Raw genomic sequence first — 23,944 nt, 5'->3', positions numbered from 1 at the left:
TTTACTTCCTCCTAAATGGTATTTATTAAAGATTATAGACAAAAAAATAAATAATTATAACAAAAATGTAAAGTTATCAACAACTTTATCCACAGTTTTTTTGAAAATCGAATATAATATATATTTTGTTATAGATGTGGATAAAATAATAACAGATTGTAAATAAAAAAAATTGTAATAATAAAATAAAAATATCCACAGAAAAATATAATATTCATATGTGGATAAAAACTGTTGATTTAAAAGGTTTAAACAAATTTTTTAGTAATAAAATCAAAAATTATGCACAACTTATACACAGTCTGTGTATAAGTCTAAATAAATATATTATGAAAAAACTTATCCACTTTTATTATATAATATCAAAAAAAAAAAACATTATCAATAAAATTATCCACAAGTTTTATAAATAATTGTATTATTACTTGTGGATATAAGTATTTTAAAAATCTTGACATTAATTATTCATACAACTATAATCAATAGTAGTATTTGTGTTTTTTAATATGAAAATTAGCTATTTTTATATAGTGAATTGTTATTGAAGGGGGTGTATTTTGTGAAAAGAACATATCAGCCTAAAAAAAGACAGAGAAGCAGAGAACATGGATTTATAAAAAGAATGAGTACAAGACAAGGTAGAGAAGTTTTAAGAAGGAGAAGAAGAAAGGGCAGGAAAGTATTGTCAGCATAGGCCGCAATTTTAAGTGGCCTTTTTATTAAATGTAAGTTTTAAGGAGCATTGTAATGGATAAAGTTTGTACTTTAAGGAGCAAAATTCAGTTTAAAAATGTATATGAAAATGGAAAAAGCTATGGAAATAGATTGCTGGTAATGTATATATCTAAGAATAATTTGGATTATAATAGAGTAGGATTTGCTGTTACGAAAAAGATTGGAAATAGTGTAATTAGGAATAAAGTGAGAAGAAGAATGAAGGAAAGCTATAGGGTTAATCGATTAAAAATAAAGGAAGGGTATGATTTAATTTTTATACCCAAAATAAATTCCAGAAATTCAAATTACCAGCAAATTGAAAGTGCAATGCTTCATCTTTTCAAAATTACTCATTTATTATGAAGAATAGGTGAAAAAAATGAAAAAGTTGGCAATAATATTGATAAGGTTTTATCAAAAATTTATTTCCAGATATATATTAGTTGGACGTCATTGTAGATTTTATCCTACTTGTTCTCAATATTCCATTGAAGCCTATGAAAAATATGGTTTTTTTAAAGGAACTATATTGAGTGTTTATAGAATACTAAGATGCAATCCTTTTAATCCAGGTGGCTATGATCCACTTAAATGATAGGGGGTTAATTAATGTCAAAGATTTTTGCAGCACCATTGGGTGCTCTTATGAGGTTCGTATTTGAAATGGTAGAGAAAATTGGAAATGAACCTAAATCCATGTCTTTCTATGCATTGACAATAATAATTACTACCATTATATTTAAATTTTTATTGCTTCCAATCGCTATTAGTATGAATAGATCAATGAAGAAAATGAATGACTTGAATCCGAAAATGAAAGAAATTCAAAATAAATATAAAAATGATCCACAGACTCAATCTGCTAAATTAGCGCAGTTGTATAAGGAAAACAAAGTAAATCCTGCATCTTCTTGCTTACCGCTTATAGTCCAAATGGTAATATTGTTTGCTTTTTTTGCTGTTATGAGGGATCCCGTTCAGTATGTTTTTAAGGATAAGGCTTTCTACGATGCTTTAAGCAAGAATTTTTTATGGATTAAAAATTTGGAACAGCCGGATCCCTTCTTGTGGGGAACGCCTTTAATAGTTGGTTTAACGACTTATTTTCAATCTGTTACTACGCCTAATCAAGCTGCTGCTGATCCTCAAACTAAATCTACTCAACGGACAATGAATATTTTTCTTCCCCTTATGTTGTTTTGGTTTGCAAGATCCTTTTCAGCAGGCCTTGGGTTATATTGGGTAGTAAGTAATATATTCCAGATAATTCAGCAGTTAATATCTAAACGGTCTTTGGATAAAGCTAAGGGGGAATTAAAATAATATGAGATCCGTATTGAAAGTTTCAAAAACTGTAGATGATGCAGTTAAGGATGCTCTTGAAGAATTGGATTCCGATAAGGAGGACGTTCAAATTGAAATATTAACAGAGCCGAGTAAAGGATTTTTAGGTTTTATTGGAAACAAGGACGCCAAAGTAAAAGTGACTGTAACTAATGATCCCGTAGAAAGTATTGAAAATTTTATGAATATGCTTTTTAATAAAATGAATATTAAAGCAAAATGTATAGCTGAAAGAAAAGGACGAAATATAAATGTTAATATAACAGATATTAGCAGTACGGATATGGGAATAATAATTGGCAAAAGAGGGAATACGCTGGATGCAATTCAATATTTGCTGAGTTTGTTTATTAACCGTAAAAGAGAAAATTATATAAAGGTGCTGGTTGATACTAAGGGCTACAGGAAGAAAAGAGAAGAGACTTTAATAAGATTGGCTAACAAAATGGCACAAAAAGTTCAATATACTAAAGATTCTATAAGATTGGAGCCTATGAACCCTTATGAAAGAAGAATTATTCATTCTGCTCTTCAAAATGTGGAAGGGGTCAGTACCCATTCTGAGGGGGAGGAACCTTACAGGAGAGTTATAATAGAAGCTAAATAAACCCAGTATATACTGGGTTTTATTGATTTATTTAAAGGTAGGTGTTTTTATGGAGAGTACTATAGCTGCCATTTCTACAACTGTCGGAGAATCCGGGATAGGCATAGTAAGGATGAGCGGAAAAGATTCTCTGTCTATTGCAGGTAAAATATTTGAAGGTAAAAAAACAAAGAATTTAAAAGATGCGGAAAACAGAAAAATTACTTATGGACATATATTTGATCCTACTGACGGAAGCCTTGTAGATGAAGTTCTGATAGTATTTATGAAAGCCCCCTTTACTTATACAAGAGAAGATATAGTTGAAATATATTGTCATGGCGGAATAATTTCTGTAAGAAAGATATTGGAACTTCTTTTGGCTAATGGAGCAGTAATGGCGGAGAGGGGAGAATTCACGAAAAGAGCATTTTTAAACGGAAGATTGGACCTTTCTCAAGCGGAAGCAGTAATAGATATCATAAAATCGAAAACCGAATTGAGCTGTAAGCTTTCCTTAAATCAGTTAGAAGGAGGATTATCCTCTGAAATTAAAAGAATAATGGACGAATTAACAGAGATGGTTGCTCATGTAGAAGTTTCTATTGATTTCCCGGAAGAAGATTTTGAAGAAATTACTTACGATGAGCTTGAATTAAAATCTAAGAAGATACTTGATGAAATAGATAATCTGTTGAACACTTCCGAAAGAGGAAGAATATTAAGAGAGGGATTAAATGTTGTAATACTTGGAAAACCTAATGTAGGGAAATCTTCTTTATTAAATTCTATGCTTAGAGAAAACAGAGCTATTGTAACAGATATCCCAGGTACTACCAGGGATACAATTGAGGAATATATGAACATAGATGGAATCCCCTTAAAAATAGTTGATACTGCGGGAATCAGAAATACAGAAAATATCATAGAGAAAATCGGAGTAGATAAGGCAAAAAATTTATTAGAAACGGCAGACTTGACCATAGCTGTTTTTGATTCTTCTAAGGAATTGGAAGAAGATGATTATGAAATAATCAATATGATTAAGGATAAGAAGGGAATTGCTCTGTTAAATAAAATGGATTTGGATAGTAAACTTACTATGGAAGATTTAAAGAAACTGATTCCTGAAATGAAAATAATACCTACTATTATTTCACAAAAAATAGGAATTCAAGATATAGAGAATAACATCAAGGATATGTTCTATGGTGGAAAAGTTAAAATTAAAAATGACATTATGGTAACCAATATAAGACATAAGAAAAAACTTATAGATGCGAAAAAAAATATATCTGATGCATATACAGGTATTATTTCTAAAGTTCCTTTAGATTGTCTGGAAGTTGATTTAAAAAATTGTTGGACTAATTTAGGGGAAATTTCAGGAGATACAGTTACGGAGGATATTCTTGATAAGATATTTAGTGAATTTTGCGTAGGAAAATAGTTACGATGGGAGGAAAATTTTCTTGAAATGAAGGATATTAAAAGATTCGAGGCCGGAAAATATGATGTAATTGTAATCGGAGCAGGCCATGCAGGCTGTGAAGCTGCACTGAGTTCTGCCAGAATGGGTATGAAAACTTTAATCTTAACTATGAGTCTTGACGCCGTGGCAGCTATGCCATGTAATCCAAACATCGGAGGAACAGGAAAGGGACATTTGGTACGAGAAATTGATGCTTTAGGGGGAGAGATGGCTTTAAATATAGATAAGACCTTTATACAAAGTAGAATGCTCAATATTTCCAAAGGACCTGCAGTACATTCTTTAAGAGTTCAGGCAGACAAAAATAAATACCATATTGAAATGAAAAAAACTTTGGAGAATGAAGATAATTTGGACTTAAAACAAGGAGAAGTAGTAGATATTCTTGCAGAAGATAATTGTATTAAGGGAATAGTTACAAGAACAGGAGCTGTGTATAGATGCAGTGCGGTTATAATATGTACAGGGACATATTTAAAAGGAAGAATTTATATAGGAGAAGTAAATTATGAGGGAGGGCCTATGGGATGGTTTCCTTCAAATTTATTGTCAGATGCTTTAAATAGAATCGGAATTAAGTTAAGAAGATTTAAAACCGGTACACCGGCCAGAGTTCATGGAGATAGTATTGATTATTCCGTAATGGAAGTACAACCCGGGGATAAAGAAATAATTCCCTTTTCTTTTTTAAATATGGATAAAAAATTTGATAAAAAGCAGGTACCCTGTTATTTAACTTATACTGTAGAGAAAACCCATGATATAATCAGAAAAAATTTAGATCGTTCTCCTATGTATGCAGGAGAAATAAAAGGAGTCGGACCACGATACTGTCCCTCTATTGAAGATAAGGTAGTGAGATTTGCAGATAAAAATAAGCATCAGATATTTATTGAACCGGAGGGATTGGATACCAAGGAAGTTTATGTTCAGGGAATGAGCACGACATTACCTGAAGAAGTACAAATTCAAATGTACAAAACAGTCATAGGCCTTAAAAATGTTAAATTCATGAGAACGGCTTATGCCATAGAATACGATTGTATTGATCCTACAATATTGAAAAGAACTTTGGAACACAAAAAAATAAAAAATTTATTTTTTGCAGGTCAAATAAATGGCTCTTCCGGGTATGAAGAGGCTGCTGCCCAAGGAATTATGGCCGGAATAAATGCAGCACTCAATATTCAGGGAAAGGAACCCTTTATATTAGATAGATCCGAAGCTTATATCGGAGTATTAATTGATGATCTGGTTACCAAGGGAACAAATGAGCCTTATAGAATGATGACATCCAGAGCTGAGTATAGATTAACTTTAAGGCAGGATAATGCAGATTTGAGACTTACGGAAAAAGGGTATAAATTAGGGCTTGCAAGTAAAGAGAGATATGAAAAGACCTTATATAAAAAGGAAGAAACAAATAACGAAATATTGAGGCTTAAGCATGTTATCATAACTCCCACAGAAAAAACAAATAAATTTTTGGAAGGCCTAAACAGTGCTCCTTTGAGGACTCCAACAAGTATATATGATTTAATTAAAAGGCCGGAACTTAATTATGAGATTCTGAAGGACATCGACCCTGAAAGGCCTGAACTTTTAAGAGAAATACGAATTGAAGTGGAAATTCAAATTAAATATGAGGGATATATTGCAAAGCAAATGGCTCAAATTGCTCAATTTAAAAAGCTTGAAGGCAAAAAACTCCCTGAAGATTTAGACTACAATAATATAAGATCCTTAAGCAATGAGGCAAAACAAAAATTAAACAATATAAGACCGGAATCCGTAGGGCAGGCCAGCAGAATATCAGGAGTATCTCCATCGGATATTAATGTACTTCTTATTTATTTGGAACAACTTAGAAGAGCTTTCAGGAGTGAGAAAAATGACTGATGTTAGTACAATGGTTGATATAGGAAAACAACTTAACATTAATTTTAAGGAAGATGAAATTAAAAAGTTTTTGGTTTATAAAGAACTGTTAAAAGAATGGAATCAGAGAATAAATATAACTTCTATTAAGAACGATAGGGAAATTGATATTAAGCATTTTTTAGACAGTCTTACTCTTTTAAATACAGGATTATTTGATACTAAAGTTAAAGTGATTGATGTAGGTACGGGAGGAGGGTTCCCCGGGGTACCTTTAAAAATTATAAAAGAACAATTAGATATGATTCTTTTGGATAGTTTAAATAAAAGAATAATTTTTTTAAAAGAAATTATAGATAAGCTTGGGTTAGGCGGGATAGAAGCAATTCACGGGAGAGCTGAAGAATTCGGAAGAAATGAACTGTATAGAGAAAAATTTGATATAGTTGTTTCCAGGGCCGTAGCGCCATTAAATATATTAAGTGAATATTGCTTGCCTTTTGTTAAAAAGAGTGGGTATTTTATTGCTATGAAGGGTTCGAACATAGATGAAGAATTGAATAACTCGTTGAATGCTATTAAAATTTTAGGAGGAAGAGTTAAAGAAAAAAGATTTGTTGTTTTGCCCGAAATAGATATTTGCCATAGTTTGATAATTATCGAGAAAATTAAGGACACATCGACAAAATATCCTAGACCCGCAGGCAAACCTAAAAAAAATCCGTTATAAAAAAGAATAATTTGATGAACGAAATTTTTATAAAAAAGGAGGAAGAAATACTCTTCTATAGAATATTTAATTGATATTAAAGTCCAATGGGAAGAGGGATATACAATGGAAAATATGCAAAGCGAAATTATGTTTATACCTATTAAGTTTATAAAACCAAATCCATATCAACCCAGAAAAAATTTTAATAAAAGAGCTTTAGAAGAACTGAGTCAATCAATAAAAACTTATGGACTTATTCAACCAATCAGTGTAAGAAAACTTTGTAATGAAAGCTATGAATTAATAGCCGGAGAAAGAAGACTTAGGGCTTCTGAAATGGCTGAATTGGAAAAGATACCTGCTATTATTGTTAACTATAAAGACAAGGATTCGGCTATGGTGGCTTTAATAGAAAATTTGCAGAGGGAAGATTTAAATTTCATTGAAGAGGCGGAAGGATATAATAACTTAATTAAAGACCATAACTTTACTCAGCAGGAACTTGCTGAAAAGTTGGGAAGAAACCAGTCTACAATTGCTAACAAGTTAAGAATACTTAAACTTCCTGATGACATAAAAAAGGAACTTTTGGAAAATAATTTGACTGAAAGACATGCCAGAGCACTCTTAAGACTTCCCGATGACGAATATAGAAGGAAGACTCTTGAAAAAATAATTAAAAGTGACTTTACCGTTAAGAAAACTGAAAAATTAATAGACGATATATTAAATGATCTGACAAAGGTTGAATCTGAAAAAAAACAAAATATTAAAAGTCTTATAAATGTAAGAATATATTTAAATACCATTAAAAATGCTTATAACGCAATTAAGAATAGTGGAGTAAATGCTAAATACACAGAGAAAGATATGGGCGAATATTTGGAAGTAACGGTTAGAATACCCAAAAAATAAATTCAAAGTTTTTTTACTTAGCGAAGTAATAGTTTGCTAAGTTTTTTTTTTATTATATAATATATATTGAAAATATAAAGTAATTCAAATTGGAGTTGAAAGTATGTCTAAGATAGTCTCTGTGTTTAATCAAAAAGGTGGAGTGGGAAAAACAACTACGGTCATTAATTTGTGTGCGGCCTTAGGAAAATTAAATAAAAAAATTTTATTGATAGATGTTGATCCTCAAGGTAATTCTACCAGTGGATTAGGAGTAAATAAAAAAGATTTAAAGTATTCCATTTATGATGTTTTTATTAATGGAGTTCCTATGGCGGACATAATTGTTGATACGAGTGCTCAAGGAGTATCATTAGCACCAGCAAATGTAGAATTAGCCGGAGCGGAAATTGAAATGATAAAAATTGAAGAAAGAGAGCTGATTCTTAAAAAAACTATTCTTCAATTTAATAATACTTATGATTTTATGTTTATTGACTGCCCGCCTTCTTTGGGCTTGTTAAGCATAAATGCTTTGACTGCTTCCAATAGTGTTATTATTCCCATTCAATGTGAGTATTACGCCTTAGAGGGGGTAAGTCAATTAGTTGATACAATTAAACTTGTTAAAAAGAGTTTAAATCCTGAATTGGAAATACAAGGTGTAATTTTAAGTATGTTTGATGGTAGGACAAACCTTTCTATACAGGTCGTGGATGAGGTGAAAAAGTATTTTAGAGGAAAAGTCTATTCCACGGTTATTCCGAGAAATGTTCGACTGGCTGAAGCGCCCAGTTATGGGATTTCAGTTTTAGATTATGATTTAAAATCTAAGGGAGCAGAAGCTTACCAAGAGTTAGCTGAAGAGTTCTTATCTTGGATTGAGGAGGAGTTTTAATATGAGTACTAAAAAAAGAGGACTTGGGAAAGGGCTATCGGCTTTAATTCCTGATGAACCCTTTGAAGATGTTTTAGAGGAAGATAAAAATAATATAGTGGATTTAGATATTGATTTGATTAAACCAAATAAAGAACAACCAAGGAAGAATTTCGACAAAGATGCTTTGGAGGAATTGAAAGAATCGATACAAAATTATGGAGTTATTCAGCCTATCATAGTTAGAAAAATTGATAAGGGATATGAAATAATTGCCGGAGAAAGAAGATGGAAAGCGGCAAAGATGGCTTCCATTAAAAAAATTCCCTGCATTGTTAAAAATGTAGAAGAATTTGAAGGAATGAAGTTATCTTTAATAGAGAATTTACAGAGAGAAAATCTTAATCCTGTAGAAGAAGCCATTGCTTTCAAAGGACTTATTGATAATTATAATATCACTCAAGAAGAGTTATCAGTTGCAGTAGGGAAAAGCAGACCATATATCACTAATTCTTTGAGACTTTTAAATTTAGATAGCGATATATTATTATCGATTTCTGATGGCAAAATTTCTTCCGGCCATGGAAGGGCACTTCTTTCTATTGAAGATAAAAAAATTCAAAATGAGATAGCTAAAAATATTATAGAAAAGAAATTGAATGTCAGAGAAACGGAGAATATTGTTAATACTGTTAAAAACAAAAAAAATAGTGTAAAAAAATCAAATAAAGAAGATCCTTTTATTTCAGAAGCCAGAGATAAATTTATGAAAAAATTAGGTACAAAAGTAGTTATTAAGCATGGAAAGAATAAAGGAAAGATCGAGATAGAATATTATAGCCCAGAAGACTTTGAAAGAATAATGGATATTATTATTAAAAATTAATGTTTCACGTGAAACATTTTGCTGGATACATAAATATTATATTGAGGAGAGATCTAAATGGAAATAAACATATATCAGGTAGATGCCTTTACAAAAGATACTTTTGGCGGTAATCCAGCAGGTGTTGTCCCGGATGCAAAAGATTTAACAGAAGAGAACATGGAAAAAATTGCAAGAGAAATGAATCTTTCAGAAACTGCTTTCATAATTCCAATAGACGAAAATAATTTTGAAGTCAGGTTTTTTACTCCTTTATGTGAAGTTGATTTGTGTGGACATGCTACGATTGGTTCTTTTTTTACCCTTGCAGAAAAAGGATATATAAGGCCTATTACAAATGGCAAATTGAGGATATTTCAAAAAACCAAAGCGGGAATTTTACCTGTAGAAATATATTATAATCAAGGAAAAGTAGAAAGAGTTATGATGACCCAGTCAATGCCGACAACTATAGGAACGATCACAGATATAGAAGAATTAATAGATGCTTTAAATATTACAGAAGACGATATCGGAATAGAAGATAAGTTTGTGAGTCCGGAAATAATATCTACAGGTCTTCCGGATATCATGCTTCCAATTAAAAGAAAAGACATATTAGATAATTTGGATGTAGATATGAAAAGATTATCTGATTTGTCCCGAAAATTAAAAATTACGGGAGTACATGCTTTTTTTCTTCCAGATAAAGATTTAGAAATAGTATATACGAGAAATTTTGCTCCCTATGTGGGAATAGATGAAGAAGCTGCAACAGGAACTTCTAACGGCGCTCTTATTTACTTTTTAAAGAAAAACGGATATTTGAAGGGAAATGAAATGATTTCCTATCAAGGAGAAATATTGAACAGACCAAGCTATATAAATTGTACAATTGATGAAACTGATGAAGGTTATATAGTAAAAGTCGGAGGGAGAGCAAGGATAGTATTAGAAGGAATATTTTGCATGTAAAATTTATTTTTTTGTCTTCTAATTTAGACAGAATCTTAACAAACTTATATATACAAAAACAAATAAATCTGTTAAAATAATAATTGGCTATTATATATGGATACTATATTATAATTTTCATTATAATTTTTTTGAGGACATTTAAAAGTATAATAATTCCATCATATGAATAAACGATGGTGTATGATCAATAAAGTTAAAAAAATAACAAGGGAGGACATAAAATGGGATTTAAATTTGATTGGGAAGCTAACAAGGAGAAAGTAGAAGAATTTTCTGCATTTTTGGAGAAACTTAAAGATACTAAAGGAGCCGTAATGCCTGCTCTTCAAAAAGCAGAAGGTCTTTTTGATTATCTTCCCATTGAAATTCAGAATATGATTTCTGAAAAACTAAATGTGCCACTATCTGAAGTATATGGAGTAGCTACATTTTATTCTCAATTTTCGTTAATACCCAAAGGAGAAAATAAAATTGGGGTTTGTTTGGGTACTGCCTGTTATGTAAAAGGGTCTCAGAACATTTTGGACAAGGTAAAAGGAATTCTTCATATAGACGTTGGGCAGACCACTGAAGACAGAAAATTTTCTCTCCAGGCAACAAGATGTTTAGGCGCGTGTGGGTTAGCGCCTGTAATGACCATTAATGGAGAAGTTTATGGAAAACTAACTCCAAATGATGTTGAAGGTATAATTAATAAGTATAGATAATGTGGAGGTAGATTAGATGAAGACTATTGAAGAATTAAACAAGATTAGAGAAGATGCCTTGGGAAAAATGAATTTGAGGAAAGAAAGTCAAGGTATAAGAGTTGTTGTTGGAATGGCAACCTGTGGAATTTCAGCTGGAGCAAGGCCGGTCCTTACAGCCTTATTGGAAGAAGTAAATAAAAGAAAATTGGAACATGTTACAGTTAGTCAAACGGGATGTATAGGGCTTTGCAGATTAGAGCCTATAGTAGAAGTATATGAACCGGGGAAGGAAAAGGTAACTTATGTTGATATGACTGCAACTAAGGCTAGAAGAGTTGTATTGGAGCATATAGTCAATGGAAACGTTGTAAATGAGTATACTATAGGTGCTTATCAAAAATAAATATTCTATGGAATAGCTTATTGAAAAGGAGGAAAGAAAGGACATGAATTTATATAGAGCTCATGTGTTAGTTTGTGGAGGTACAGGGTGTCATTCATCTAATTCGGATAAGATTATAGAAAGAATGGAAGAAAAAATTAAAGAAAAAGAGTTAGATAAGGAAATTAAGGTTATAAAAACCGGTTGTTTTGGTCTTTGTGAGTCAGGACCTAATATGGTGGTATATCCGGAAGGAATATTTTACAATCATGTAAAAGTAAGCGATGTTGATGAAATTGTTGAAGAACATTTTTTTAAGGGCAGACCGGTAAAAAGACTGTTGTATAAAGAAGTTCAGGAAGAAAATAATATTAAGTCAGTTAATGACGTTAATTTTTATAAAAAACAAACGAGGGTAGCTTTAAGAAACTGCGGAGTAATAGATCCAGAGAATATTGAGGAATATATTGCTTATAACGGATATCAGGCTCTTGCTAAAGCGGTTACGGAAATGACTCCATTGGAAGTAATTCAGGTCGTAAAGGATTCAGGCTTAAGAGGAAGAGGTGGGGCCGGATTTCCTACAGGCCGCAAATGGGAAGAAGCTTATAAGTATAAATCAGATAAAAAATATATAGTATGTAATGCTGATGAAGGAGATCCGGGAGCATTTATGGATAGAAGCATTCTTGAAGGAGATCCTCATTCGGTATTGGAAGCTATGGCATTGGCAGGATATGCTGTGGGATCGGATCAAGGGTTTATTTATGTAAGGGCAGAATACCCTATAGCAGTTCAGAGACTTCAAACCGCTATTGATCAAGCAAAAGAGTATGGAGTTCTCGGGAAAAACATCTTTGGGACAGATTTTAGCTTTGACATTGAATTAAGACTGGGAGCGGGAGCATTTGTTTGCGGAGAAGCCAGCGCTTTAATGGAATCCATTGAAGGAAGAAGAGGAATGCCGAGAAATAAGCCCCCAAGAACTGCTCATAAGGGATTATGGCAACAACCAACAGTTTTAAATAATGTTGAAACTTTTGCTAATATTCCTATTATATTTCAGAAAGGCCCAGAATGGTTCAGGAGTATTGGAACGGAAAAATCTCCTGGCACAAAGGTATTTGCTTTAGGAGGAAAAATTGTTAATACAGGGCTCGTTGAGATACCTATGGGAACAACTTTAAGGGAGATAATATTTGATATAGGTGGAGGAATTCCTAATGGAAAGGAATTTAAAGCGGTTCAAACGGGCGGTCCTTCTGGAGGCTGTATACCTAAGGAATATTTGGATACACCGGTAGATTTTGAATCCCTATCAAGATTAGGATCTATAATGGGTTCTGGCGGAATGATAGTAATGGATGAAGATAATTGTATGGTTGATATTGCTAAATTTTTCTTGGATTTTACTGTTGAAGAATCCTGCGGAAAATGTACCCCCTGCAGAATAGGAACTAAAAGGATGTCAGAAATACTTGACAGAATAACGTCAGGGAAGGGAGAATCTGGTGATATTGAAAAGTTGGAAGAACTTTCAACGGTAATTACCGATTCTGCTTTATGCGGATTAGGGCAAACGGCATCAAATCCGATTATTTCCACTTTAAAATATTTTAGGAATGAATATGAAAGTCATATATTTGAAAAAACTTGTCCTGCAGGAAATTGCAGAAAGTTATTGAGCTTTGTTATAGTTGAAGAAAAATGTAAGGGATGTGGACTATGTGCCAGAAATTGTCCTGCAAGTGCTATTTCGGGCGCAAAGGCCAAACCTCATCATATTGATAAGGAAAAATGCATTAAATGTGGTGCTTGTATTGAAAGATGTCCATTTAACGCTATTATCAAAAAATAAGTAGAAAAGAGGTGCAAATAAAAATGGAAATGATAAATGTTACTATAGATGGTAAAAATTATAAAATACCAGAAAATTATACAGTTTTAAAAGCCTGTAGAGAGGCTGGAGTATATGTTCCTACCCTTTGTTATCTGGAAGGAATCAACCAAGTGGGATCATGCAGACTATGTCTTGTAGAAGTTGAAAGGCAAAAGAATTTAAAGGCATCTTGTGTTTTGCCTGTTGCAGAGGGTATGGTAATTAAGACAAATACAAAGAGAGTTAGAGAGGCAAGAAAGGTAAATTTGGAACTTCTTTTATCAAATCATAATAGAGAATGTACTTCCTGTGAAAGAAGCGGAAATTGTGAATTACAAAGGCTGTCTGATGAAATTGGTATAAGAAATATAGAATTTATAGGTGAAAAAACAGTAAAACCTGTAGATACCAGTTCTCCATCTATTGTAAGGGACCCTTCCAAATGTATTCTTTGCGGAAGGTGTATAAGTGTTTGCAGTAAAGTTCAGGGAGTTAGTGCTATAGGATTTAGAAATAGAGGATTTAAAACAACAGTAGGACCTATCTTTGATAAAGGCCTGGGAGAAGTTGATTGTATTAATTGCGGACAGTGTATAATTAATTGTCCTGTAGGAGCATTGAAGGAAAAAGAATCCATTGATTATGTATGGGATGCAATAGAGGATCCATCAAAATATGTAATTGTTCAGACTGCACCGGCAGTTAGGGCAGCTTTGGGAGAAGAGTTTGGGCTCCCTATAGGCACAAGGGTAACAGGAAAGATGGCAGCAGCTTTAAGAAGAATGGGTTTTGATAAGGTGTTTGATACGGATTTCGGTGCTGATTTAACCATAATGGAAGAGGGTTTTGAACTCTTAGATAGGATACAAAACGGAGGAAAGCTTCCCATGGTGACTTCATGTTCTCCTGGATGGATTAAGTACTGCGAACATTTCCACCCGGATATGTTGGAAAATTTGTCTACATGCAAATCACCTCATGAGATGTTGGGAGCAGTAATGAAGACATATTTTGCACAAAAACACGGCTTAGATCCTAAGGATATATTTGTCGTATCTGTGATGCCTTGTACGGCAAAGAAATTTGAAGCAAAAAGAGAAGAGCTGAGAGAATCAGGATTTCCAGATGTAGATGCTGTTATTACAACAAGAGAACTGGCAAAGATGATTAAACAGGCAAGTATTGATTTTAATAAGCTACCTGATGAAGATTTTGATGAAGTATTCGGGGAATCTACAGGGGCATCGGTAATATTTGGAGTTACAGGAGGAGTAATGGAAGCGGCATTAAGAACTGTATCTGAAGTAGTAACAAATAAACCATTAGAAAAGATAAAATTTAATGAAGTAAGAGGCTTGGAAGGAATAAAGGAAGCCGAAATTACTCTTGGAGATAAAAATATTAAGATTGCTGTAGCAAATAGTACGGGATGTGCCAATAAATTATTGGAAAAAGTAAAATCAGGAGAAAAGGAATATCATTTTATTGAGATAATGGGTTGTCCAGGAGGATGTATTAACGGAGGAGGTCAGCCTTTCGTAAGTGATAAGACAAAAACGGAAGAAGATGTTTTAGGCAAGAGAGCTAATGCATTATATGAAGAAGATGAGTCGAAAACTATAAGAAAATCTCATGAAAATCCAATGATTAAGATGATCTATGATGAATTCTTTGAAAAACCAAATAGCCATAAAGCTCATGAAATTCTCCATACCCATTATGTAAAAAGGCCTAAATATACCGAATAAGATATAAAGATTAAGGAAATAGAAAGTATCGCAAAACTATTTAAATTAGCTTGCGATACTTTTTTGTCTATTAACATGAAAAAGGGGATGAATTATGAGTATTATAAAGGTGAAAGATCTGAGAAAGACTTATAAAGTCAATATTAAAAGGGAAGGTTTTAAAGAATCAATTAAAAATCTTATAAAACCACAATACAAAGAAGTCGAAGCTATAAAAAACATAAGCTTTCAGATTGACGATGCTGAATTAATTGGCATAGTAGGATTAAACGGAGCAGGAAAGACCACTCTCTTAAAGATACTATCCGGCCTAATATATCCAACTGGAGGAGAGGTTAATGTTTTGGATTATAATCCTTGGGATAAGAAAAAGGAATTTTTGAAACAAATCGGCATGGCAGCAGGGCAAAAGAGTCAACTATGGTGGGACCTACCGGCTATTGAATCGTATAAGGTCGAAAAAGCAATTTATCAAATAGAAGAAGTTTCTTATAATGAGATGTTAAAGGAATTATCTGAAATGCTTGATGTTGAGAAACTGTTTACTATCTGTTAAATTAATTCTGTGTATTTTAGGTCTTGCCATAGATATCACCGCCATTTCTTTTGCTTTTTTATTGTGCCATTTAACAGCAAAAAAGATACTCTTATTTAATTAAGCATCATCATGTCAGTACAATAGTCTTTATGTTAACATCAACAATCTTGATAAAATTAAGGATTTTTATATCACCATTTATCATATTTTGTACAGTATTTAATAACTATAGATAAACAACTTAAAAACTAAAAATATTATTTGTAAAAAGACCTTGCCCACGCATGGCTCTTTACTTCTTGGGGATGCGAGTTGGCGTGACTAAAGAATTCATCGGTTCGGCGCTGTAATTCCTTTTCATTCTTGTACGTATTACTTTGGGCACACTCATCTTTGAACCACTTCCATATGTTCTCCTGCGGGTTTAATTGGGGAGAATATGGCGGCTGAAAAATAAGATGCAGTTTGTCTTCATGCAAAGCAGCAAAATCTTGTACAATTTGTGCAGTATGGGTGCGAGCGTTATCCAAAATTACCATTAAAGTTTTATTTGGATATGCCTCAATAAGGCCTTGAAGAAAATATACAATTTCTTGGGCAGTAATACTGTTTACAGAGGAATAAGCTTTAGTAAACATGCTGAAATCTTTAGAGATTTCAGTTGCCCCTATAATGTTGAGTCCTTTTTTACAGCCGTTTTGTTCAATTATCGTAGGTTTTCCCTTAGGACTCCAAGAATAGTGATTTTTAGATTCAAGCCGTATGCCTGTTTCGTCCATAGCGAAAAGGCAGATATCCTCTGTATTCTCAACAATATCCAAGAGGTCGGCTATTTTTTTTAAACAGTGCCTGTAGTTCAGGGTCTACCTTTGTTGGTTGATATAATCCTCTTTTATAGGAAAAGCCTAATCTAATAAGCAATTGTCGTATCCATTCGGAAGAATACTCTAAGCCATATTTTTCAGCAATATATTCTTTGAGCATATGGGTATTCCATGTGGCTGCGGTAAACCCTAATTCTCTTGGATTTTTGTTAACAACAGTATCTTTTAGGTCATTGAGCATTTCGTTGGTAAAAGTACTTACACTGCCACCACGAAGATCGGCAACGGCATTTATACCTGATTCATTCCATCTATTAATATATATAGTAACTGACGGTACAGATTTGCCAATTGTTTTTGCGACAACAGATGTATGAATGCCTTGATGTCTCATGATAACTGCCCTCATTAATGATTTTGAGTAGTCACTCTTAAGTTTTTTTTCAATCTCATTAAGATTTTCAATTGTATATCCATGTAAAGTTTTGACCTCAACACATTTTCTTGCCATATTACATTCCCCTTTCTGATATTAATTGTATCAGATGAGGTAGACATAAATATACAAGTAAATTTTAACATTCAAGTTGTTTATCTATATATATCATTAAATTATAAAAGCATATTACCGTCTGAACATAGGCTATAATATTTCTCAACAAAACATAACTATAAATAGTAAAAATTTGATAGAAAAAATTTTTTGATAACCAGTCTGTAGCAATAGCTACCGGGATCTTACCATTTTTAGGTATTGTTAAAAATGCATGGAAAATAGAGAAAAACAAAGATATAATGGGTATTATTGTGCTCAAGGTGCCTACAAAGCCAAGGAAATATTAAAAAATTTACTATTTGTCACTAAACTAGGATTGATATTTATGTACTTAAGTGATACCATACATAATTAATAAAATACGAAATATAATCTTTTATTCTATATTTGAAATAGTACTATGAAATTTGTTGGCTTAGCATTTTGGAACAATTAAACTATAAAAAGTAAGAATTGCTGTTTAGTAAGGATAATTATCTAATTGTGATCTAAGAAGCATATCGAGGAATTGGTTTTAAAGTAAATATATAAAGCAAGTAATTTTTAGTATTGGATATTATATGAATGATATGAATATTAGTATGTGATAAGTTAATGATTTTAATATAGAAACTATATTTGGGGTGGTATATATGCGGGCAATAGAAGTAAATTCTCTTACAAAATGTTTTAAAACACTTCAAAAAGATATAGGTATAAAGAACTCACTAAAGAGTTTATTTAAAAGAGAATATAGAAATATTTTAGCATTAGATGATATATCTTTTAGCATCGAAGAGGGGGAGGTGATAGGATTAATAGGGCTCAATGGTGCAGGGAAAACAACATTACTTAAATGTTTAGCTGGATTAATATATCCTACAAAAGGAGAAATAAAAGTTTTAAATACTAATCCATGGAACAAGGAAAACGATTTTCTAAAAAACATCGGTTTTATTATGGGTCAAAGAGGACAACTTTCTCTAGATTTATCAGCTATTGATGCACTAAAAATCGAAAAAGAAATTTATGAAATTGACGATGAATGGTTTAAAGAGGAGTTAGATGAATTGTGTCAGTTAATGAGAGTTGATCATCTTCTTAAAACACAATTAAGAAAAGTTTCATTAGGAGAACGAATGAAACTTGAAATTATATCAGTTTTGCTTCATAAACCAGAATTAATTTTATTAGATGAACCCACTATAGGTCTTGATTTTATAGCACAAGATAATATTAGAAAATTTTTAATTCAATATAATAATGAACATAATAGCACAATGATAGTTACAAGTCATAACCTTGTTGATATTGAGAAATTATGCTCGAAAATTTTATTGTTAAATAATGGAAAACTAATATATGACGGAAGTTTAGAGAATTTTAAAAGACTGTATGCATTGAAAAAGAAAACAATTATAGTAAATCATAAAGAAAGTACTAATTTTGATACTATTTTGAAATTTATTAAAAAACAAGATAAGTTTAAAACAATATTGGAAGTTCCTCAGGAGAATCTTAAAGAGGTAAAAACTATACTGGGAAGTCAAGAAAGTGTGACACAAATTACCATTGAAGAAGATAAGTTGGAAGATATACTATCTAATATGCTATTAAATTAGGGGTGGATAATGAGAGTTGTAAAAGCAATAATTTCCGCAAGTTGGAAAGAAGAATGGATGTATAGAGTTAACATAATAAGTCAAATTATATTTGGAATTGTACCACTATTAATTAATATCTTTTTATGGAAATCAATATTTTTATATAGAAATGGATATTCAATTGGTGATTATGATTATAATAATATTGTTAGCTATTTTATTTTAGTTTATTTTGTTCAGCAAATGACTGAAAGCCGTTCTTTATCAGTTGAATTGGGAGATGATATTCAAAATGGTAAATTGAACAGTCAATTATTGAAGCCTATTTCTTTTGTTAAAATTAAGTTTTTATCTTTTTTTTCAAAAAAAGTTAGTTTCTCTTTACTAAGATTAATACCTATAATATTATTTTTTATAATAAGTAAATTAAAGGTGGAAGTTAATTCAAGAAATCTATGGTTATTTATATTAGCATTTATTATGGCAATTACTATTCAATTTATTATTGGATTTATATTAGGAATAATAAATTTTTGGTTTGAAGAAAATACAGCAATATTAGATTTTTATAGAAATATAGCATTACTACTTAGTGGAGCAGTATTTCCATTGAGTTTTCTTCCAGATACATTTTTTATGATAGTAAGTTTATTGCCATTTCAATTAACTTTATATTTTCCTATTGAAATTTTATTAAACAATTTGTATCCAATGGAAATTAGAAAGGGTTTATTATTGCAGGTATTTTGGGTATTAATATTAGGAATATTTACTATTTTTTTGTGGAAAAAAGGAAGAAAGAAATACTCAGGATACAATATGTAAGTGGAGTGATAACAAATGAAATATATTAATATTCTTAAAAGATATATTAGTATTTTTAAATTATTCACTAAGATTAATTTTATAAAAGATATGCAATTTAGGGTACATTTTATAACTCAAATAGCTTTAATGTTTGTAAATAGCATTATCTCGCTTATAAATATTTTAATTCTAATGAAGTTTACACCAAGCATTGGTGGATGGAATAAAACACAAATTTTGTTATTACAAGGTATAATTTGGATTGTAGATTCTATTTTTGGAGGGCTATTCTTTTTTAGCTTAATTCGAATTCCTAATAGTGTACGAAACTATGATATAGATTTTATACTTTTAAAACCAATTAATAACATATTTTATGTATCTATGAGATATATGAATTTTGGAATTCTTTTTAGCTCGGTGTGGGGAATAATTTTAATTATATTTGTTACTATAAATTATTCGATACCTATTGTTAATTTATTATGGTTTATTTTTCAATTAGTTCCTTCCATATTAATAATTTATTCTATATTCTTTTTCATTGTAACGATGTCTTTAAGATTTATTAGAGTTAATGGTTTAATTCAAATGTTCTGGTCCATTATGGATTTGGGTAAAAATCCAGGGGGAATATATAATTCATGGTTAAGACATATTTTAGTATTAGTAATTCCTGTTTTGGTAATTTACAATTATCCTGTTAGTATTTTATGGAATGGATTCAATTTAGGTTACACAGGGATTGCAATGATACTTGCTATTGTTTTAATAACAGCAAGCACCTACTTTTGGCAGAAATCTCTTGCGAGTATTTATCAATAGGAGAATCATATACATTTATTTAATAAGGTGGAAATATTGATTAAGTAGTCCAGCTAAGAATTGTCAATAAGAAATTTTAAAATATTTGATTTACCTTTTGGCTAAAAAAGAGTAATCTTAATAAGCCTTTTGAAAGGTAATCAAAAAACGAAAATTTAGATATGAAATTGTACTATAAAGCGATGTCACATCTCGCTTTTAAGTAATTCTTCTGGTGTTCCTCTGGTGTGATGATTTCAAATTTTTTTCATCACGAAGTATTGCAAATACAATGTTACAGACCTTGTGCATAACAGCACCGAGAGCAACCATTTTAGGCTTTGATTGGCATTTTTTTAAATAGTAATCACGCAATACCGGATTCTTGGCTGAGCCATCTTTGTTTCTGCTAATACTGATTAGGGCCATTGTATGAAGGACCATTCTGGCAATGCGAGAACCACGTTTAGACATGGATATTTTAGTGCCCTCAAAGTTACCTGATTGTTTTACAGCAGGGTCTAGGCCAAAGTAAGCAAATAGTTGCTTTGGAGATTGAAATGCTGAGAAATCTCCAATTTCACACATTAAACTTACTGCTGAAAGGAAACCGGCACCTTTAAAGGATTCAATAAGATGTATTTGCGTTACAACGTCAGTATCTTCGCTGCAATTTACTAATTCATGCATATCAGAAAGTATAGCCTGGATTTCCGCATCATACTGCCTGATAAAGCGGATGTATAGAAGAATACGTTTAAAATTACTGTTTACAGAACAACCAAAAACCTTTGCCTCATTTGCAGCTTTAATAATTGCATTATACTTTTTTTCAGAGTAAGTAATACCGAAGCGTGCAGTAGAGCGTATAGAAGCAACAATTTCATCTTTAGAAGCACTGAGAAATTTATTTGGAGATGTGTATTTTTCCAATAAGGTTAAAGCTGTATTTACAGTAATTTTAGAGAAAATCTTTAAAAACTGGGGAAATACCATTCGTAGTTCACCTTGAAGCTTGTTAACATAAGCAGAACGGTTATCCATCAGATCATAGTACTCTCTTGAAAGATTTCTTAAATCAAGAACAAGATCCGATGGAATAAGAGAAACTTTTAAATCAGGGTTTAAACCAATTAAAGCAGCTTTTTTTGAATCAAATTTATCATTATGGACTTTTCTAATATTAATATTTGTGCTATTCTTAGTGATGATAGGATTAATGATGGATACCAAAAATCCCTTATCACGAAGATAGCAGAAGAGCGGGAAATGATAAATTCCTGTGGATTCAAGGAAAATGTGACTTTCCAAAGAATACATCTCTTCTGCTTCTTTGATTTTAGAAACAGCCATAGAAAGAGAAATTAAATCAGAATGTAGGATTTTAAAGGGTTTGCCTACAAAGGTTCGGTTAGGAAGCGCAATAGACATAAAGCTAAAATCTGCACCGACATCAATACCAACCGAAATAAATAAATTTTGAAATAAAATGTTTGACATAAAAATAGCTCCTTTCCGATAGGAATCCATTTCCATCTAATGAGTACACAACCTTGCGGGTTATACGGGTATAGCCTGAGGCTCCCAACCAGCCGAATCATAAAACCTCATTGAATGGACTAATTGACTAAATCACGGGTATAGGCCAGTAAAAACCGACATCCCAAGGAGGAAAACATTATTTGTCCTATCCTTAAGGATTATACAATATGATCAGTCCGGAGTCTATCAGGAACCGTCAGACATGTTAAATAAGTTAGATAATATCTGATGAAGGAAGAGCTCCTTCTTCTATTATCGGATATGAAAAGATGTAAACAAAAGATGAGTAGTCTTGATGACTATATCATCATTATACAAGGAGGTAATTAATTGAGTGATTTAGGTAACGAGATTCAAAGGATAAGTCAGAGAATAAGAATATGGTATTTTATGTATAGGAAAGTTAAGAAATGATTTTAATTTAGTTGAATATAACTTCAACATTCTTCTTAGAAGTTGATATAAAATTATAGAAATGCTATGAGAAATGAGAAGAGAGGAGTTATGTTATTTATATAGGAAAAGGGGTGAAAAAAATGACGGAAGAGATAGCAGATGTTTATGCTAATCTAAAAATAGGTCAGCTGGCTCATTGAAAATTAGGTCACTTTCTTAAGAAAATATGGTATCCTTTCAGTATAAACTGGGAGGAGGAAGAGAAGGAAGTGATAAAATTGAATCAAAAACAAAAAATCATACTTAAACATATTGACGGTATGAGCAATCGAAGCATTGCCAGTGAGCTTCACATGAGCAAGGATACTGTAAATAAATATGTAAATGAGTATGAAAATCAAAAGCAAGAACTTTTAGCAAAAAATCCTGAAACAGATACAAAAGAATTAATTCAAGCAATTGTTGAAAAACCAAAATACAATTCTGAAAACAGAGGGCCAAACAAGGTAACATCTGAGATGATTGAAGTAATTGAAGAATGCTTAAAGGTTAATGAATGGAAGCGTGCTAACGGTATGTCAAAGCAGCAAATGAGAAAAATTGATATTCATGAATACTTGTTAAAGAAAAATTTTAATATTAGTTATTCATCAGTTAAAAGATTAGTTAAAACAATCGAGGATAGGCATCGTGAAGCTTTCATAAGACAAGAATATGTTCTTGGAGATGTATGTGAATTTGACTGGGGTACGGCAAAATTAGATATAGGGGGAGAAGGATATAAAGCTTATCAAATGGCAGTTTTTACTCCTGCTAAAAGCGGAATCAGATATTCAATGCTTTTTAAATCTCAAGATACTCCAGCATTTCAACAATCACATGCAGAATTTTTCTCATTTTGCAAAGGTAATTTTAGAACAATGGTCTATGATAATATGAGGGTTGCAGTTAAGAAATTTGTTGGATTGTTCGAAAAAGAGCCAACAAAAGCATTGACAGAATTATCAATATACTATGGATTCAACTTTAGGTTCACGAATATTGCAAAAGGCAATGAAAAGGGCCACGTTGAGAGAAGTGTAGAATATGTTAGAAGAAAAGTATTCAGTGAGCCGGGTAATGACAAATTCGACACTCTTGCAGAAGCAAACAAGTTTCTTTTTGAAGAATGTATGAAGCTTAATAATAAAGAAACATCTAACGGATTGGTGCCGATGGAAATCTTTAAAGAAGAGCAAAAACACTTGTTTCCTAACTTACCTAAGTTTGAAAGCAGTATTTATTCAGAAAACCGTGTTGACAAATATTCGACCGTAACGGTAAGTCAAAATCATTATTCTGTGCCGGATACATTAGTTGGTAAAATGGTAAAAGTGAAGATGTTTACAGATAAGATAATTATCTACTACGATAACAGCATTGTAGCTAAACATGACCGCAGTTTTAAACTGCATGACTGGAAAATTGAGATTCATCATTATCTTAGAACTCTACATAAAAAACCAGGTGCCCTCAAAGGAAGCACAGCACTGCTCCAAACGGACACCCAGATCAAATATATCTATGAACAGTATTATACCAAAGATGCCAAGACATTTCTACAAGTTTTAGAAATTATTTATGAAAAAGGAATCCATGCTGTGACAGAAGCTTTAAGGGAACTTGAAAAACTGTCACCAATGGATATGAGTGCTGATAAGGTTAAGGTGATTTGTGAAAGTAGAAAGGAAAAAGAAATTTGCGTTACTGTTCCATTAAATGATCATCTAACTGAAAAATCAAGGAGCACATTATCGATTTATGATAAACTTGCAGCACTCCAATCAAGAAAGCTTAACAAGGAGGCTGTATAG

Annotated in this window: 24 protein-coding genes; 21 read left to right on the top strand and 3 right to left on the bottom strand. The window is 31.8% G+C overall.

Annotation, left to right across the window (positions count from 1 at the left end):
* Window positions 1–559: 559 nt before the first annotated feature.
* From rpmH to EQM13_RS17990, 17 genes are all read left to right on the top strand, one after another.
* Entirely contained in the window at window positions 560–694 is a 135-nt protein-coding gene (rpmH, locus tag EQM13_RS18070) for a 50S ribosomal protein L34 (protein WP_071141304.1), read from the top strand.
* Between the two features lie 53 nt (window positions 695–747).
* Window positions 748–1,080: a ribonuclease P protein component gene (gene rnpA, locus EQM13_RS18065; protein ID WP_071141305.1), complete on the top strand. Its 333-nt coding sequence runs from the start codon at window positions 748–750 to the stop codon at window positions 1,078–1,080.
* A 16-nt stretch (window positions 1,081–1,096) separates the two neighbouring features.
* The gene (gene yidD / locus EQM13_RS18060) at window positions 1,097–1,312 is read left to right on the top strand and encodes a membrane protein insertion efficiency factor YidD (RefSeq protein WP_071141306.1); all 216 of its coding nucleotides are present in this window, start codon (window positions 1,097–1,099) and stop codon (window positions 1,310–1,312) included.
* 14 nt (window positions 1,313–1,326) lie between these two features.
* Window positions 1,327–2,040 carry a YidC/Oxa1 family membrane protein insertase gene (locus EQM13_RS18055; protein WP_071141307.1) on the top strand — a complete coding sequence of 238 codons (714 nt, stop codon included), beginning with the start codon at window positions 1,327–1,329 and terminating at the stop codon, window positions 2,038–2,040.
* A gap of 1 nt (window position 2,041) precedes the next feature.
* Complete coding sequence (gene jag / locus EQM13_RS18050; RefSeq protein WP_071141308.1) at window positions 2,042–2,668, top strand: RNA-binding cell elongation regulator Jag/EloR; 627 nt, start codon at window positions 2,042–2,044, stop codon at window positions 2,666–2,668.
* A 49-nt stretch (window positions 2,669–2,717) separates the two neighbouring features.
* Window positions 2,718–4,097, top strand: coding sequence for a tRNA uridine-5-carboxymethylaminomethyl(34) synthesis GTPase MnmE (gene mnmE, locus EQM13_RS18045; RefSeq protein WP_071141309.1), 1,380 nt, complete (start codon window positions 2,718–2,720; stop codon window positions 4,095–4,097).
* Between the two features lie 27 nt (window positions 4,098–4,124).
* Complete coding sequence (gene mnmG / locus EQM13_RS18040) at window positions 4,125–6,038, top strand: tRNA uridine-5-carboxymethylaminomethyl(34) synthesis enzyme MnmG (RefSeq protein WP_071141310.1); 1,914 nt, start codon at window positions 4,125–4,127, stop codon at window positions 6,036–6,038.
* On the top strand, window positions 6,031–6,747 hold the full coding sequence (rsmG, locus tag EQM13_RS18035; protein ID WP_071141311.1) for a 16S rRNA (guanine(527)-N(7))-methyltransferase RsmG: 717 nt from the start codon (window positions 6,031–6,033) through the stop codon (window positions 6,745–6,747). The genes mnmG and rsmG overlap by 8 nt, the downstream gene beginning before the upstream one ends.
* 114 nt (window positions 6,748–6,861) lie before the next feature.
* Window positions 6,862–7,644: a nucleoid occlusion protein gene (gene noc / locus EQM13_RS18030; RefSeq protein ID WP_240662967.1), complete on the top strand. Its 783-nt coding sequence runs from the start codon at window positions 6,862–6,864 to the stop codon at window positions 7,642–7,644.
* A gap of 103 nt (window positions 7,645–7,747) precedes the next feature.
* Window positions 7,748–8,521, top strand: a complete 774-nt coding sequence (locus EQM13_RS18025; protein WP_071141313.1) for a ParA family protein — start codon at window positions 7,748–7,750, stop codon at window positions 8,519–8,521.
* 1 nt (window position 8,522) lies between these two features.
* A complete protein-coding gene (locus tag EQM13_RS18020) occupies window positions 8,523–9,386 on the top strand; it encodes a ParB/RepB/Spo0J family partition protein (RefSeq protein ID WP_071141314.1) in 864 nt (287 codons plus the stop codon).
* Window positions 9,387–9,443: 57 nt separating this feature from the next.
* On the top strand, window positions 9,444–10,340 hold the full coding sequence (locus EQM13_RS18015) for a PhzF family phenazine biosynthesis protein (protein ID WP_071141315.1): 897 nt from the start codon (window positions 9,444–9,446) through the stop codon (window positions 10,338–10,340).
* Between the two features lie 224 nt (window positions 10,341–10,564).
* Window positions 10,565–11,050, top strand: a complete 486-nt coding sequence (locus EQM13_RS18010; protein WP_071141316.1) for an NADH-quinone oxidoreductase subunit NuoE family protein — start codon at window positions 10,565–10,567, stop codon at window positions 11,048–11,050.
* A gap of 16 nt (window positions 11,051–11,066) precedes the next feature.
* Window positions 11,067–11,435, top strand: a complete 369-nt coding sequence (locus EQM13_RS18005) for a (2Fe-2S) ferredoxin domain-containing protein (protein ID WP_071141317.1) — start codon at window positions 11,067–11,069, stop codon at window positions 11,433–11,435.
* A gap of 43 nt (window positions 11,436–11,478) precedes the next feature.
* Complete coding sequence (locus EQM13_RS18000; RefSeq protein WP_128753421.1) at window positions 11,479–13,272, top strand: NADH-quinone oxidoreductase subunit NuoF; 1,794 nt, start codon at window positions 11,479–11,481, stop codon at window positions 13,270–13,272.
* 23 nt (window positions 13,273–13,295) lie between these two features.
* Window positions 13,296–15,041 carry an NADH-dependent [FeFe] hydrogenase, group A6 gene (locus tag EQM13_RS17995; RefSeq protein ID WP_128753420.1) on the top strand — a complete coding sequence of 582 codons (1,746 nt, stop codon included), beginning with the start codon at window positions 13,296–13,298 and terminating at the stop codon, window positions 15,039–15,041.
* A gap of 94 nt (window positions 15,042–15,135) precedes the next feature.
* Window positions 15,136–15,597, top strand: coding sequence for an ATP-binding cassette domain-containing protein (locus EQM13_RS17990; RefSeq protein WP_128753419.1), 462 nt, complete (start codon window positions 15,136–15,138; stop codon window positions 15,595–15,597).
* 239 nt (window positions 15,598–15,836) lie between these two features.
* On the opposite strand, the gene EQM13_RS17985 is transcribed toward EQM13_RS17990, so the two are convergent.
* The gene (locus tag EQM13_RS17985; protein WP_255417532.1) at window positions 15,837–16,400 is read right to left on the bottom strand and encodes an IS630 family transposase; all 564 of its coding nucleotides are present in this window, start codon (window positions 16,398–16,400) and stop codon (window positions 15,837–15,839) included.
* Window positions 16,387–16,914: a helix-turn-helix domain-containing protein gene (locus tag EQM13_RS17980; protein WP_128753417.1), complete on the bottom strand. Its 528-nt coding sequence runs from the start codon at window positions 16,912–16,914 to the stop codon at window positions 16,387–16,389. The genes EQM13_RS17985 and EQM13_RS17980 overlap by 14 nt, the downstream gene beginning before the upstream one ends.
* A 677-nt stretch (window positions 16,915–17,591) precedes the next feature.
* Here EQM13_RS17980 and EQM13_RS17975 point away from each other — a divergent pair.
* From EQM13_RS17975 to EQM13_RS17965, 3 genes are read left to right on the top strand one after another with little or no spacing between them, the layout of a single operon-like run.
* Entirely contained in the window at window positions 17,592–18,560 is a 969-nt protein-coding gene (locus tag EQM13_RS17975; RefSeq protein ID WP_128753416.1) for an ABC transporter ATP-binding protein, read from the top strand.
* Window positions 18,561–18,569: 9 nt separating this feature from the next.
* Window positions 18,570–19,367, top strand: coding sequence for an ABC transporter permease (locus tag EQM13_RS17970; RefSeq protein WP_128753415.1), 798 nt, complete (start codon window positions 18,570–18,572; stop codon window positions 19,365–19,367).
* Window positions 19,368–19,382: 15 nt separating this feature from the next.
* Window positions 19,383–20,174: an ABC transporter permease gene (locus EQM13_RS17965; protein ID WP_128753414.1), complete on the top strand. Its 792-nt coding sequence runs from the start codon at window positions 19,383–19,385 to the stop codon at window positions 20,172–20,174.
* Between the two features lie 198 nt (window positions 20,175–20,372).
* Here the strand turns inward: EQM13_RS17965 and EQM13_RS17960 are convergent, their stop codons facing one another.
* Window positions 20,373–21,653 carry an IS110 family RNA-guided transposase gene (locus EQM13_RS17960; RefSeq protein WP_206172758.1) on the bottom strand — a complete coding sequence of 427 codons (1,281 nt, stop codon included), beginning with the start codon at window positions 21,651–21,653 and terminating at the stop codon, window positions 20,373–20,375.
* 707 nt (window positions 21,654–22,360) lie between these two features.
* Between EQM13_RS17960 and istA the strand changes: the two genes are divergently transcribed.
* Complete coding sequence (istA, locus tag EQM13_RS17955) at window positions 22,361–23,944, top strand: IS21 family transposase (RefSeq protein WP_128751667.1); 1,584 nt, start codon at window positions 22,361–22,363, stop codon at window positions 23,942–23,944.

Origin of the sequence: Acidilutibacter cellobiosedens, assembly GCF_004103715.1 — a bacterium.
In the GTDB taxonomy this organism is placed as follows: Bacteria; Bacillota; Clostridia; order Tissierellales; family Acidilutibacteraceae; genus Acidilutibacter; species Acidilutibacter cellobiosedens.
Note: the sequence above shows the minus strand (reverse complement) of the source record. Positions and strands in the feature narration are given on the sequence as shown.